The sequence below is a fragment of the Streptomyces sp. TSRI0107 genome, from assembly GCF_001905845.1.
Lineage (GTDB): Bacteria > Actinomycetota > Actinomycetes > Streptomycetales > Streptomycetaceae > Streptomyces.
In genome coordinates this window covers 488,347-502,696 of the sequence record NZ_LIVZ01000004.1, presented here as the reverse complement: position 1 = coordinate 502,696, position 14,350 = coordinate 488,347, and the positions used below count along the sequence as shown (strand labels likewise).

Here is a 14,350-nt window from a genome sequence, read left to right as displayed (position 1 = left end):
GATGAGGATCCTCGTCCACGACTACAGCGGACACCCGTTCCAGGCGCAGCTCAGCCGCGAGCTGGCACGCCGCGGCCACGACGTGGTGCATTCCACCTGCGCCGCCTACGTCTCCGGGAAGGGCGACCTCGCCGCAGACGCGGTCGACGGCCTGCGCTTCGTCACCATCGGAGACACCGTCGTGCTGGACAAGGAGGCGTACGTCCGGCGCCTCTTCCAGGAGACCCGGCTCGGCTTCGAACTCGCCCGGCAGGTACGGCGCGAGAGACCGCGGGTGGCGCTGCTCGGCAACCTGCCGATCCCGACGCTGTCCGTGGCCGCGCTGATGCTCGGGGCGCTGCGCATCCCGTGGGTGCTGTGGCACCAGGACGTCACCGCCATCGCGCTCAAGAGCTTCGCCGCCGCCGGAGTCTCCAGGCTGATGGGCGTCGCCGCCAAGGTCTTCGAACGGGCCGAGAAGTGGGCGGCGCGACGGGCGGCGGCGATCGTGGTGATCGCCGGCTCCTTCCTGCGGGTGCACAGGGAGTGGGGCACCGACGGCAAGGTCACCGTCATCCCCAACTGGGCCCCGCTGGACGAGATCCTGCCCGCCCCCCGCGACAACGCGTGGTCGGCGGAGCACGGCCTCACCGGCGTCCGGACCGTGCTGTACTCGGGCACCCTCGGCCTCAAGCACAACCCCGTCCTGCTGGTGGGGCTGGTCGAGCGGCTGCGGGAGCAGGGCGAGCAGGTCCGCCTGGTCGTGGTCAACGACGGCCCGGCCGTCCCCGTGCTGAAGGAGGCGGCCGCCGCCCGGGGCGTCCCCCTGACCCTGCTGCCCTTCCAGCCCTACGAGCGGCTGCCCGAGGTGCTCGGCACGGGTGACGTGCTGGTCGTGCTGCTGGCGGAGGACGCCGGAGAGTTCTCGGTGCCGTCCAAGACGCTGTCCTACTTGTGCGCCGGGCGCCCGGTGCTGGGGCTGATGCCGGCGGGCAACCCGGCGGCCAAACTGCTCCGCCAGGCCAGCTCGGCGGTGTTCCCGCCGGAGGAGTCCGCGCTGGACGGCGCGGCCCGCTGGGTTCGCGAGGTGTTCGACGACCCGGCGCACGCCGAGGCACTGGGGAAGGAAAGCCGGTCGCTGGCCGAGCGGGAGTTCGCTCTGGAGAACTGCGCCTCGCGGTTCGAGGAGATCCTGAGAACGGCGATCGGGGCGTCCGGTGCGGGACGGTAAGGAGCGTTCGGTCGCAGCGGTGTGCTGCTGGACCGTCGTGCTCGTCGGGCTGCTGCCCGGGCTGGTCCTGCTGACCCCTCATGTCCGGTTCGGGGCGGCTGTCGCCGTGCAGTGCGTCGTCGTGGTGCACACGGGTGCGGCGCTGGCCCGGGTGCTCACCGCCACGTCGGTGCGACTCGTCGCCTTCGGGTTCTGGCTCTTCACCTATGTGTGGCTCGGCCTGGCGCCGCTCGCCATGCTCGCGACCGACACCTATCCCCTCGGCTACCGCACCAGCGATTCCACCGCCCTGGCCGCCGTGGTCCTGACCGAACTCGGGCTCGTCGCCTACAGCGCGGGATCCGCGCTCGCCGCCAGGGCCGCGGGTGACGGGGCGACCGCTCTCGGATCCCTGCTGTCCCGCAAGCTGGCTCCCCGGCCCGTGCTCCTCCTCAGCGGTCTGTCGCTCGTTCTCGCGGTCGTGCTGATCCCCCGGCAGGGCGGGCTGGACGCGTTCTTCACCAGCAGGCAGGCCGTACGGGAGGCCGACGTGGCGACGGACTCCGTGCGGGCGCTGCTGGCCTGGGCCCTCGCCGTGCCCGCCTTCTGGTCGCTGCTGGCGCTGCTGCACCTGCCCCGCCCGTCGGGCGGCGACCGCTTGCTGCGGGGCGTCCGCTGGATGCTGCTCCCGCTGCTCATCGCGGTCAACGTCGTGGTCAACAACCCGATCAGCAAGCCGCGGTTCTGGGCCGGGACCGTCCTTCTGGTCCTGCTCTTCTCCTGGCGCCGGTTCCGCCGCCCCAAGGCCTTCCGCGCCGCCGCCGCGGCACTCACGGCCGTGATCCTCTTCGCGTTCCCCTACAGCGACTACTTCCGCTACGACGAACGCGAAGAGCTCAGCGTCATGAGCCTGGCGGAACAGCTGAGCACGACCATGGACTACGACGCGTTCCAGCAGATGCAGACCGGCATCGACTACGTGGAGGACGACGGATTCTCGCCGTCGTCCGCGCTGGGCGTGGCCCTCTTCATGGTGCCCCGCGCCGTGTGGCCCGAGAAGCCGCAGGCCAGCGGTGTAGCGATCGCCCAGTACGCGGGTCACGAATTCCACAATCTGTCGGCCCCGCTGTGGATCGAGAGTTACCTCTGGGCCGGGGTGCCCGCCGTGGTCGTCGTCTTCTGCCTGATGGGCGCGCTGGGCCGTCGTATGGACGACCTCTGGGAGCTGCTGCGGGACCGGCGGGCCGCGTTCGCGGTTCTCCTGGTCCCCGCTTTCGCCTTCTACCAGATGATCCTTCTGCGCGGCAGCCTCATGGGCATCGCGGGACCGATGCTGCTGCTGCTGACCGTTCCGCTGTTCATCACCGTTCCCGCCGCCCGGCGTTCCCGGGCCCCCTCGTCGGCGCTGCCGCCCGCGACCGCCGGCCACGCACCGACCCCCGGAACAGGAGGCATTCGTGTCCAGCCCTAGCTTCGACGACCGGTACGAGGAGACGGACCGGCTTCGCGACCAACTGCGCCAGCTGCTGAGGTACCGCACGACGATCGTCCTCGGCGTGGTGCTCGGGCTGCTCGGCGGATTGCTGCTGGTGCTGTTCCGCGCGGGCAGCTACACGTCCACGAGTGAGGTCCTCGTCCGGGCGACCACCGACCCGTTCAGCACCTTCGGCGTGTCCGTCGAGAACCAGGTGAGCATGGGCACGGAGCGGCAGATCGCGCTCAGCGCCACCGTCGCGTCCCGCGCGGCGGAGGCACTGGGGCAGCCGTCCCGGGCCGGGGCGCTGCAGGAGGATCTGCGCGTCACCAACCCGCCCCACACCCAGATCCTCAGGTTCGAGTACACCGCGGGCGCCCCGCGGCGGGCGGCCCGGGTGGCCAACGCCTTCGCCGACGCCTACCTCGCCGACCGAAAGAGCCGAACCGACGCCACGGTGCAGCGGATGACGAGTGCTCTGCAACAGGAGATCACGGCGCTGACCGAGCAGAACACCGCGAAGGACGACTCCGGCGCGGCCGCGGGCCGGCGGGACCGCGTCAACGCGCTGCAGAAGCGTCTGTCGGACATCAGGTCGTACGACACCAGCGGCGGCGACGTCGTGCGCACCGCCGAGCCTCCGGCGCGGCCCGCGGGACCGGGCCCCGTCTGGCTCATCGGCATCGGCCTGCTGGGCGGCCTCTTCGGAGGTGTCGTGCTCGCCTGGCTGCGTTCCGCCCTCGAACCGCGGGTGCGCTCGGTCGGCGAGGTCCAGGCGGCGCTCGGCGCTCCCGTACTGGGGATCCTTCCGCAGCCCGAGGTGGAGGGCGACCTCCTCGCGGTCGGCCGGGACGGCAGCAGCCGCGCCGAGGCGTATCGGACTCTCGCCTTCCGCCTCAGGCACGGAGAGGGCTGCCCGCCCGGCACCAAGCTCATGATCGTGGCGCCGAAGGAGGACCACGACGCCGAGGCCACCGCGGTGAACCTCGCCGCCGCGTTCGCCGAGTTCGGCGACGAGGTGCTGCTGGTGGACGCCGCCGCGACCGGCCCCGGCGTCTCGGCACGACTGCCGCTCGCGACCGACGCGGCCGGCGTCCTCGAAGGCGGAGCCGTCGTCGAGGCGGGCACGGCCGGACGCTTCACGCTCTACCCCGACCGGCGCGGCGCCACCGTGACCGACGGCGTGCCGGCGTCCGCCATGCTGTCCCGCACCCTGCAGGTCGCCGAGTCCGGCGTCTCCGCGCTCGTCCTCACCCGGCCGCTGCTCCGGAACGCCGACGGCCTCGCGGCCGCCCAGCGAGTGGACGGCGTCCTGGTGGTGGGCGGATACGACACCACGCGCGACGAGCTCAGGCGGGTGCGCGAGCTGATCGGCTGCTCGGGCGGACGCGTCCTGGGCGCGGTGCTCGACGCCGACGCCGACGCGGGGCGGCGCCGGCTCCGGCTCCGGCCGGAGCGGGAGCCCGCCGCCCCGGCACCGGCCGCGCCGGTGGACGGCACGGGGGAACTGCTCGCGCCCGCGCGTGACACCGACGGCGACGCGCTCAGCGCGTCACGATGAACGCCCCGCGAACAGCCGTGTCCGGCACCGGCGGTTCGGCCGCGCGCAGCGATGTCGCCGCCACCGCGCGGGGCGGATGGTGGGGCTTCCTGGGTTCGCTGGTCAGCGCCGTCTGCGCGTACGTCCTCGTCGCCCTGGTCACCCGCGCGCTGGGAGCGCACGGCTCGGGAGTGGTGTACACCGGGGTCGCCGTCCTGACCATCCTCAGCCACTGCTGCAAGCTCGGCGCCGACACCGGGCTGGTCCGCTTCGTGTCCCGCGACGTGGCCACCGGGGGAGGCCGCCGGGTCGGCGCGCTGCTGCGCACCGCCCTCGTCCCCGGAGCGGTGGTGAGCACGGTGGTCGGCGCGCTGCTGTTCGTCACCCCGTCGGTTGCCACGTCACTGCTGCCGAACGTGGCGCCGGGGGACGCCGTCACCCTGATCCGGCTCGTCGCGGTGTTCCTCCCCGCCGCCACCGTGAGCCTGATCCTGCTCGGCGCCAGCCAGGGGTACGGCACCGTGCTCCCCTTCATCGGGGTCGAGCAGATCGGCAAACCGGTCCTGCGGGTACTGATCGCGGTACCGGTCGTGCTGATCGCTCCGGGAGTGCTGAGCCTGGCCGCGGCGTGGGTGATCCCCTCGCTCGCCGGGGCCCTCGCGGCGTGGACGTGGCTGCGCCGGTACCGGGGCGGCGCCAAGGGGGCCGCGGGAGGCGAGACGGCCGTTCCGTGGCGGGGATTCTGGGCCTTCTCCGCGCCACGCGCCATCTCCTCGGTCTTCGACATCAGCGCGCTGTGGATCGGGGTCATCCTGCTGTCCAGCCTCGCCACGAGCGAGGAGGCCGGCATCTACACGGCCATCACCCGGGTCATCGTCGCGGGCATGCTGGTCCAGCAGGCCATCCGGAGAGCCGTGGCTCCGCAGATCAGCCGGCTGCTCGCCCTCGGCGAGATGCAGCAGGCGGGTCACCTGCACCGCATCTCGACGCGCTGGACCGTGCTGTTCTCCTGGCCGTTCTTCGTGCTGCTGGCCGGTTTCCCCGGCACGGTCCTCGCCCTCTTCGGCCCGGAGTTCGTACAGGGGGCGCAGGCCCTGGCCGTCCTCTGCATCGCCTCGGCCGTCAACATCGGGTCCGGAAACGCCCAGACGGTGCTGCTCATGGCCGGCCAGAGCTCACGGCACCTGGCGGCCACCGGGGCCGCCTTCGCCGTACAGCTGTCCGTCGGCCTCTTCGCCGTGCCCCGCCTGGGAATCCTCGGAGCGGCCCTGTCCTGGGGAGCGGCGATCGTCGTGGAGAACCTCCTCGCGGTCGCCCTGGTGCGGCGGGCCGGCTTCACGACCATCGACCGCGGGTACCTCGCCGCGACCGCCGCCGGGCTCTGCCTCACCGTGGCCCTCGCCCTCCCCGCCAGGCTCTGGGCAGGCGACACACCCCTCGGCCTCACCGTCGGAATGGTCTTGGGAATGTGTGTATTCGGTATAAGTTTGTGGCGTTTTCGCACCCCGCTGGGCGTGCGTGAGCTCGTAGGTGTGCTGCGCGAACGAGCCACCTAGGCCGTCCCGGAGCGGGACCGCCGCACCCCTCCCCCTTCTCACCACCCGTAACCCCTCGCACCCCGGGATGTTCCATGCGCATGCGAAAAAGCACGACCAGGGGCGTCACCACCGCCACCGCCGTGGTCCTCCTCGCGACCGCCTCGCTCACGTCGGCTGCCGGCGCGGAGGCACGCGGCGAAAGCACCCTGACCGCCGACCCGCTGGCGACCTGGCAGACGGACGGCATCGTCTGGGCGCTCGAGTACGTCGACGGCGTCGTGTACGTCGGCGGCACCTTCGGCAACGTCCGCCCGCCGGGGGCCGCGGCCGGTGAGAAGGAGGTCGCCCGGAGGAACTTCGCCGCGTTCGACGCCGTCACCGGCGAACTGCTGCCCTGCACCCACTCCTTCACGGGCGCCGGCGACACCGTACGGGCGCTCAAGGCGTCACGCGACGGCCGGGTGCTGTACGTCGGCGGATCGTTCGGCCGGGTCGACGGCACCGCCGTGTCCAGCGCGGCCGCACTCGACACGGCCGGCTGCACACTGCGCAGGGACTTCCGTCCCGCCATGTCGGCGACGGTACGCGCCATCGAGACCACCGACGACGGGGTGTACCTCGGCGGCGACTTCACCGCCGTCAGCGGCAAGACCCGCAGGCACCTCGCCAAGCTGGACCCCAAGGGCGCGCTGCTGCCGTTCAAGGCGGACATCGACAAGCCGGTCCGGGCCGTCGTGGCCGCACCCGAGCACGGAAAGCTCATCGTCGGCGGTGACTTCGACATCGTCAACGGCGCCGAGGAGCGGGCACTGATCGCCCTGCACCCCTCGACCGGCGCGATCGTGGGCTCCTACCCGGAGTGGCTGCCGTTCCGGTCGGTGGTGAAGTCACTGGCACGCGACGAGAACAACTTCTACGTCGGCGCCGAAGGCTTCGGAACAGGCATCTTCGACGGCCGCATCGCCGGCCGCCTGTCCGACGACAAGATGCTCTGGAAGGACACCTGCTGGGGCGCCACCCAGGCGGTGGTCCCCTACAAGGGCGTCCTCTACAGCGGATCCCACGCCCACGACTGCAGCATGACCCCGGGCGGCTTCCCCGAGCACGACAACCGGCAGCACTTCCTGGCCCAGTCGGTCACGGACAAGCACATCCTGCACTGGTTCCCCGACACCAACGGGGGCACGGGCGAGGGGCAGGGGCCCCGCACGCTGGAGATGGCCGGGGAAATCCTCTGGGCCGGCGGCGAGTTCACCAAGGTCAACGACAAGGCGCAGCAGAGCCTGACGCGCTTCACGGCCGGAACCGACACCGGGGCACCGGAAGCGGCACCCCGCCTCAAGGCCGCGCAGGCCGGCTCCGGCCGGGTCACGCTCACCTGGCGGGCCGCATGGGACCGGGACGACGCGGAACTGACGTACCTGATCTACCGGGACGGTGAGCTGGTGGCCTCGCCGAAGCAGCGGTCCGCCCTGTGGGACCGCCCCGAGATGACCTACACGGACACCGTCGCCCCCGGCTCCCGGCACCGCTACACGATCGCCGTCACCGACGGCGACAACACGTCACCGAAGTCGGCACCGCTCGCCGTGACCGCGGGCGCGGTCACGGGCGGGCCGCTCAGGGAAGAGCATTGATGGGCGAACGTGTCGGTTACGCGCCGGGGGTCTTCGACCTCTTCCACGTGGGGCACCTCAACATCCTGCGCCGGGCTCGGGCACACTGTGACCGCCTCGTCGCGGGCGTCTGCTCCGACGACCTGGTCACGCACCTGAAGGGCAGACCGCCCGTGGTGCCGCTCGCCGAGCGACTGGAGATCGTCCGAAGTGTGCGCTACGTCGACGACACCTTCGTGGCCACGGTGGACGACAAGATCGAGATCTGGAACGAGGTCCGCTTCGACGTCATTTTCAAAGGCGACGACTGGCTCGGAACAGAAATCTGGAAGGCCCTCGAAGCCGAATTCGCGAAAGTCGGCGTGGAAGTCGTCTACTTCCCGTACACCGCGCACACGTCGAGCACTCTGCTGCGCCAGGCGCTGGACATCCTGACCGCGCGGAGTTCCCCGAGCCCGTCGAGTTCTCTGGACCTCCTGGGGCGGTAGCCGCCGGGGCGCCTGGGTGGGCAGTCGGCCGACCCAGGCGGGGGCACCCGCCCCCGACGATCAGTGGGCCAGCTCGCCCCACGACTTCAGTCCGGTGAGCTTGCGGAACTCCACGCCGTCGAGCTCCGGCTTCGCCACCCACGCCGGCGGCTTCAGGGCGACCATCGACCACGTGTCCCTGGTCGACGAATCATCCGGCTGACCGCCAGATGGGCACGCAGGAACCGGCGCGGAACCTTGCCGAGGATGTGATAGGTGCCCTGCATCTCGCGCAACCACAGCCCCAGCGCCCCAGTCGCGGTGACCCGCGCCACCGCGCGCTCCATCTCGGCGTCGGCCTGATGTACCCCTGCATACACCCCGGACGCCGGCCGCTCCCATCACGGGGCGGCTTGTGTGATCGATGGCCACGGCTTAGGAATGATTGATCACGCAATCAGGCGCTACCCCGTCCGCCCGCGCCCGGACCTCCCGAGGAAGTGAGCCCGTGAGCACCGTCCCGCCGTCCGAGCAGCCCGACGAGCAACCGTCCATATCCGACGAGCAGTTGGAGGCCTTCCTGCGCGAAGCCGCGGAGGGCGGCGGCGCCGCCGCGCCGAAGGAGCCCTCGGCCCGGGCGCGGATGGTGACCCAGCGGCTGCGGGAGCAGGGCGACACCCCGCCGCCGGGCTGGCGGACGGGCCCGGCATCGTACGAGGTGAACGGCCGCACCCGCCGCAGACGCAGACTGGGTGCCGTGCTCGGCGTACTGCTGGTCGCGGGTCTGGCAGTCGTCGCGATCCGCCCCTCACTCCTGCTGGACCAGTTGCCCGGCGCAAGCGACGACAAGCCGGAGGCCGGCGTTTCCGCTTCCGCGTCACCCGTCACCGGAGGCGGGCCGACCCTGGACTCCCCGTTCCGCGGCTCCCCGGCCCGCTCCTGGGCCGAAGGCGCGGACGCGATCGAACTCCCGGCCGCCAAGGCGGTCGGCGACATGAGCAAGGACCAGGTGGAGCAGGCCCTCCGCCAGACCAAGGACTTCCTCGTCGCGTCCAACCTCGACCCGGCCGTACGACGCGGCGGCCGGCCGACGAAAGCACTCTCGTTCCTCGACCCGAAGCAGCCGGACATGCTGCCGGACGCACGCCGGGCCCTGCGCTCGCCGGACAGCGAGAACGACCCGGTCAACCTCTTCACGCGCTTCGACCCGGACGAGGTGCGCCCGGTGGGGGAGGTCGTCAAGGTACGCGGCCGGATGACCTACGAGGCCGGCGAGCCCGGCCAGGTCCGGGTGCGCGCCGACTACACCTTCGTCTACCCGATGGTGAAGGCCGAGTCCGGCGCCGACCGCATCTCCCGCACCATCGTCCGCCGCGGCCTGACCATGGTCCTGTCCGACCCGGCCCGCTGGGACGTCACGGCGGGGAAGCTCCTGGTGGAGCGCTACGACGCGGCGTACTTCAACGTCGCGTGCGAGAACGACGGCGGCTTCCTGCACCCGTCCTTCCCGACGGTCGCCCCGACCGACAGCCCGCCGGCCGGGGAGGCCCGCGACCCGTACGACCTGGACACGCCTCTCGGTGAGGTGTTCGACGGGGAGGCGTGCGGGACGGTCACGCGGAGTTAGCCCATAAGAGTCCGGACGACCGGCTTATTACTCTTCGCAGTTGCGTCACTACCGTGTTGGATGGTGTTCGCGAGGCCTGAGTGTAGGCCTCGCGGGCGCGAACGGGGAGGCGATGGCGCATGACGGAGATGAGGCTGAACCAGCTCCCGGCAGATCAGGGAGCGACCGGTCCCTCGGGCGGCGGGCCCAAGGACCTGGCCTCCTCGCCCACCGAGAAGAAGCGCGCGGCCAAGGCGATCGAGGACGACATCGAGCCGGGCACCGCGAAAGCCGGACGTCACGCGGACGAGGACACCTCGAGCGCGGTCAAGGCGTTCGAGGCGAAGGACGGGGACGGATGGGACACGTCGAGAGCCCTGAAGAAGGCCCACGGCACCTGGGGTGACCAGGTGAAGAACCTGATGGACCGGCTCGGCTCGGAGAAGGACGCCCTGCGGCAGGCCAACACCACGTTGCAGGGCGCCGACCTCACGGCCGGCGGCGCCGCACGGCAGATCTCGGTGTTCGACACGTACGCGCAGGGGCGGAACTGAGGCATGCCCACGTACCACGAGATCATGACCACCGACCTCTCCGCGCTCACCACCGCCGCGAAGACCTGGGACGGCATGGCGGGGGAGTTCGCCAAGCAGGAGAAGGCCTACAAGCGGGACGTGCACGGCATCTCCATGGGCCCCACCTGGTCGGGCATCAGCGCCGACGCGGCCAACGCCCGCTTCGACATCACGCTCCAGCAGTTCCAGTACGCCCAGACCGAGGCCAAGGCCGTCGCCGGTCTGCTGCGCGACGCCCACACGCAGTTCGTCGAGCTGCGCGGCCGGCTGAAGACCGCGCGGCAGGAGGCCATCGACGCGGGGATGAAAGTCTCCGACCAGGGCTTTGTCAGCCTCGACATCGAGCGGATGTCCGAGGCGGAGCGCAGGGCCGTCCACCACGACCCCGGGTACCGCGAGGCCGTCCAGTCCTGGCAGGACCACATCAACAAGGCGGTCCAGGACGTGACGGACGCGGACGCCGGCGTGCAGATCGCCCTCCAGGCCGTGGTGGTCGACTCGAGCCTCGTCGCCGGGGGCAAGGGCTTCAACGGCGAGGCGAAGGACGACGTCGAGAAGTACGAGGGCCAGGCCGCCGAGAAGGCACTGAACAAGCTCAGCAAGGGCGGCGCCCTCACCGACAAGGAGATCGCCGAGCTCAGGCGGACCTTCCGCGACAACGCCGACGACCCGCACTTCTCCCGCACCATCCTCGACGGCCTGGGCGCGACCGGCATGATCAAACTCACGAACGAGCTGAACGACCTCATTCACGTGCGGGGCGGGGACCGCGCCGGCGACTACTCCGCCATCGAGACGGGCCTGGCCAACGCCCTCGCCTCGGCGACCAAGGACACCAAGTCCCAGTGGTACGAGGACTGGCGCGACGACATGCGCGAGGCCGGCGTCGAACGCCACGGCACCGACGCCCAGGGCGCCCGCCTCGACAAGGCCCTCGGCTACCAGTCCCTCGTCACCCTCATGCAGAAGGGCCACGGCTACTCGCCCGACATGCTCGGGGACCTCACCGACGACATGATCGCGGCGGAGAAGAAGGACCCGGGTATCTGGCAGCTGAAGCACGAGTACGCCGGGAAGGGCGACGGCTGGTTCGCCAACGACCCGGTGGACGGCATGCTCGGCATCATGAGCCACGATCCGGACGCGGCGGCGAGCTATCTCGGCTCCGAGGGCAAGATGAAGTACTTCATGGAGCAGCGTGACTGGGATGTCACCCTCCACGAACACGAGGGCGCGAAGGCCAGCACGTACTCCCCCGGGGAGGACGGTGACACCCGCGCGGGCTTCGGAGCGGCGCTTCAGGCGGCGGCGACGGGGATCGACCCGTCGGACGAGAACGCCCAGTACGTCGAGCACAGCAAGCAGAACGAGGCGGTGTTCAAGTCGGCGATCACCCTCCTCGCGGACAGCGGGGACGACTTCCCGCCGTCCCTGCGGCAGCCGATGGCCAACATCCTCATCAATCACGGAGGCACGGTGCACGCGGCGATGAGCAACGTCGACATCGCCGGTTCCCCACTGGACCAGAGCGACCTCTTCGAAGTCACCAAGCAGGTCTCGATGGACCAGGACGCTTACGACACGCTCAACGGCGGCCTGAACCAGGCCATGGTCGCCAACATCCACGACGCCGGTCAGTCGGAGTCGAAGGAGTCGCTGACCCGAGCGGGTAGAACGGTCGGCTTCCTGGAGGAGGCGCGAGCTCAGGCGCAGGGAGATCCGAAGACGGCGGAGTTTGCGGCCAAACCGCTGTTCGACGAGGCCATCGGCTACATTCCCGTTGTCTCCGGTCCGGTGCAGCAGGGCTTCGACTATGTCACCGCACAATGGCTGGCGGATGAGCAGAAGAGGCTTGACGACGATGCGGCCGAGCAGAACATTGCCCAGTACGAGAAGCGGAATGGGCAACTGATCGCCCTGGCCACGGAGTGGAAGCAGGTACAGGGCGGTAGCGGTTCGGAATACGACCCCTCAGACGAGATCGAGCAGGCTGCGCAGTCCGGAATCTCACACGCACAGGGAGTTTCTGGCACCAAGGCTAAGGCGGCACCGTGAGTCGCGTTATGCGTATCGTTGTTCCCTTGCTTGCCGTCGGACTTCTCACCCTCGGCGGTTTGTGGCTGACCGGCCGGGACGAGAAACAGGCACTTCCCGAGACCCTGTGCGGGACACGGGTCGATCCGGACCTGCTGAAGCCTCTGCTTCCGCCGGACGCGGCCGTCTCGGAAGAGAACAACGTCGATCGAGAAAGCCCGAGACCTTCGTCCTGGTGCCTGGTATCCGCGGATGGTGAAACTGCCATCCGGTTGCGATTCGCCTGGCATTCCGATCGGCTCGACCCGCTGAAGGTCGCCAATTCGACGTCCTCTGTCTCGCAACTAGAAGTTCCTGAGCGGGTGAAAATCTCCGAGGGTCGTGCAGTGGTTGGGAACAGTGGAACGATTGCCACTACCTCATGCAAAACAGAGGGAGGCTCGCATTTCACCCTCTCTGTTTTGCTCGAGGGGGTAAATGCTACGGCGGACACCTACCGTTCGAGTCTCGAAAAGTTCATGCGCGCGTACTTCCCGGCGACGGTAAGGACACTGTCGTGCGACTGAAAGGGCTACGTGCCGTGGGAGCGGCCGACACACCCCGCTCACCATTGCGGCGGTCGTGCTGGTCGGCCTGCTGTGACTGGCTGCGGCCCGAACGTGAAACGGCTCCGGTCCAGAGGGCAAGCCGCAGAACAACGTGAACATGAGGGAAGCCGCCGACCAGGCGGAGGAGATTCTCGACGGCACCCTTGCCGGGATCAAGCCGGGAGTCGAGGCTGCCCGAGGGCCGTCCAGCGAATCGGACTGCACGTCTCCGGAAGCAAGCAGCATGACGTTCTTCGGACGGTCTCGCGTCGCGAGTGCGCTGGTGCTGGCCATGGGCATGGCCATTACGGCCTGCGGCGCGGAAGCCGATCAGATTCCCGGGACGGTGTGTGGAACCCGCGTCTCGCCTGAGCTCACGCGCTCGGTTCTCACGTCCACCGAGGAACTGGTCGAGTCCAGCCGTGTGGACCGGCAGGAGGAGATCTCCGCCCCGTGCACGTGGTACTCCCAAGGCCGCCCTGTCCTGGAGCTGCACTTTTATTGGTCCATGGACGCCCCGAAGCTGGCCGAACGGTCTCCCTACGACTCGATCTTCGCGGACGTCGCGGAGTGGCGGACGATGGAACTGGGAGAAGAGGCGATCGTCGGGACCAACGGATCGATTGTGTCGGCGCCCTGCGAGAGTGGCCGCAGCAAGCAGTTCACGCTGGAGCTGCACCTGCCGGAGGCGAAGATCACGGATGAAGGGCGCCGCAAGGACATCGAGAAGTTCATGCGCGCGTACTTCCCCGCCACGGTCAAGACGCTGTCATGCGGCTGAAGTGGTGAGGCCCGCGTTGCGGCAGTCGCGGCAGAAGGTGCCTGGGTGTGGGGTGCGGATCGCGCGTTCGCAGCCCTCGCAGTTGTGGAAGGGGGGAGGGGTGGCCGGCCTGTCGGTGGGGGGTGGTGCCGTGGGGGCCGGGGGTGGCAGTAGGTCGGTGAGGCGGTGGGCCAGTAGGGCCGGCGGGTTGCGTAGGGGCTCGCTCGGGAGGTTTGCCGTCAGGGTGTGGCGTACGGCCTCCGGGCGGGCGCCGCGTTCCAGCCAGGCGGCGACCGCCGGGCGAGGTGGCGGATCGCGCGCTCGGAGAGGAGCAGACGCGGGTCCTGGTGGTGGAGGGTCGCCAGGAGGGCGGAGGTTGCGCGGTGACGGTCCAGGTCTGCTGACTCGGGTTCCGGGAGTGGGGGCCTCTCAGGGGGTGTGGGTGCGGCCTCGGCTTCCGGTTCCTGTTCGGGCTCCGGTTCCGGTTCGGGTTCCCGACGTTGCGGTGGGGGAGTGGGCTGCGCGGGCTGCGGCTGGTTGTACGACACCGTGTGCGTGACGATGCGGCCGCTGGGGAGGCGTTCGCGGACGCGGGCCAGGTAGCCGTGGGCCTCCAGCTCCCGCAGGGCCGCGGCGATGCGGGTCTCGCCCTCCGGGAAGCGGGCCGCCAGCGTCTTGATGTCCACCCTGGCGCCGGGCGGCAGCGACTGGATGTGGGCGGCCAGGCCGATCGCGGTCAGCGAGAGACTGCGGTGCTGGGTCAGGTGGTTGCCCACGACCGTGAAGCGGTTCGTGTGCGGGGTGTTGATGTGGGTGATGCCGCGCGGATTCAGCGGCTGTGCGCACGCGGGCGCGCTAGGGTGCTGCGTATCCATCGGGAAGTCCTCCAACTTCCTCGGTGGTCAGGCCCTCGATCGGGATGCCAGTCCCGGCCGGGGGCCGTCGCATGTCTGCTGTTGTGGTC

The 14,350-nt window shown here is 70.2% G+C and carries 11 protein-coding genes and 1 pseudogene; 11 read left to right on the top strand and 1 reads right to left on the bottom strand.

Annotated elements, in window-relative coordinates; all coding sequences use genetic code 11:
* The first annotated feature begins 1 nt into the window (after position 1).
* The 11 genes from AMK31_RS12700 to AMK31_RS12655 all read left to right on the top strand — a co-directional run bounded on the left by AMK31_RS12700 (position 2) and on the right by AMK31_RS12655 (position 13,407).
* The gene (locus AMK31_RS12700; RefSeq protein ID WP_073940551.1) at positions 2 to 1,210 is read left to right on the top strand and encodes a glycosyltransferase family 4 protein; all 1,209 of its coding nucleotides are present in this window, start codon (positions 2 to 4) and stop codon (positions 1,208 to 1,210) included.
* Positions 1,197 to 2,660, top strand: coding sequence for a hypothetical protein (locus tag AMK31_RS12695; protein ID WP_073940550.1), 1,464 nt, complete (start codon positions 1,197 to 1,199; stop codon positions 2,658 to 2,660). The genes AMK31_RS12700 and AMK31_RS12695 overlap by 14 nt, the downstream gene beginning before the upstream one ends.
* Entirely contained in the window at positions 2,647 to 4,224 is a 1,578-nt protein-coding gene (locus AMK31_RS12690; RefSeq protein WP_073940549.1) for a hypothetical protein, read from the top strand. The genes AMK31_RS12695 and AMK31_RS12690 overlap by 14 nt, the downstream gene beginning before the upstream one ends.
* Positions 4,221 to 5,759 (top strand): oligosaccharide flippase family protein, encoded by a 1,539-nt coding sequence (locus tag AMK31_RS12685; RefSeq protein WP_073940548.1) that lies wholly within the window; start codon positions 4,221 to 4,223, stop codon positions 5,757 to 5,759. The genes AMK31_RS12690 and AMK31_RS12685 overlap by 4 nt, the downstream gene beginning before the upstream one ends.
* A gap of 80 nt (positions 5,760 to 5,839) precedes the next feature.
* Positions 5,840 to 7,378, top strand: a complete 1,539-nt coding sequence (locus AMK31_RS12680) for a fibronectin type III domain-containing protein (RefSeq protein WP_241842627.1) — start codon at positions 5,840 to 5,842, stop codon at positions 7,376 to 7,378.
* Positions 7,378 to 7,845: an adenylyltransferase/cytidyltransferase family protein gene (locus tag AMK31_RS12675; protein WP_073940546.1), complete on the top strand. Its 468-nt coding sequence runs from the start codon at positions 7,378 to 7,380 to the stop codon at positions 7,843 to 7,845. The genes AMK31_RS12680 and AMK31_RS12675 overlap by 1 nt, the downstream gene beginning before the upstream one ends.
* 487 nt (positions 7,846 to 8,332) lie before the next feature.
* Positions 8,333 to 9,451, top strand: a complete 1,119-nt coding sequence (locus AMK31_RS12670) for a hypothetical protein (protein ID WP_073940545.1) — start codon at positions 8,333 to 8,335, stop codon at positions 9,449 to 9,451.
* Positions 9,452 to 9,570: 119 nt separating this feature from the next.
* Positions 9,571 to 9,984 (top strand): hypothetical protein, encoded by a 414-nt coding sequence (locus AMK31_RS12665; RefSeq protein WP_073940544.1) that lies wholly within the window; start codon positions 9,571 to 9,573, stop codon positions 9,982 to 9,984.
* 3 nt (positions 9,985 to 9,987) lie between these two features.
* A complete protein-coding gene (locus AMK31_RS12660) occupies positions 9,988 to 12,060 on the top strand; it encodes a hypothetical protein (protein WP_073940543.1) in 2,073 nt (690 codons plus the stop codon).
* Between the two features lie 26 nt (positions 12,061 to 12,086).
* Positions 12,087 to 12,605, top strand: coding sequence for a hypothetical protein (locus AMK31_RS40395; protein ID WP_143204232.1), 519 nt, complete (start codon positions 12,087 to 12,089; stop codon positions 12,603 to 12,605).
* A gap of 139 nt (positions 12,606 to 12,744) precedes the next feature.
* Positions 12,745 to 13,407 carry a hypothetical protein gene (locus AMK31_RS12655; protein ID WP_073940542.1) on the top strand — a complete coding sequence of 221 codons (663 nt, stop codon included), beginning with the start codon at positions 12,745 to 12,747 and terminating at the stop codon, positions 13,405 to 13,407.
* Here the strand turns inward: AMK31_RS12655 and AMK31_RS12650 are convergent.
* Positions 13,396 to 14,261: pseudogene (locus tag AMK31_RS12650) on the bottom strand (helix-turn-helix domain-containing protein). The gene AMK31_RS12655 and the pseudogene AMK31_RS12650 overlap by 12 nt on opposite strands.
* Positions 14,262 to 14,350: the final 89 nt, after the last annotated feature.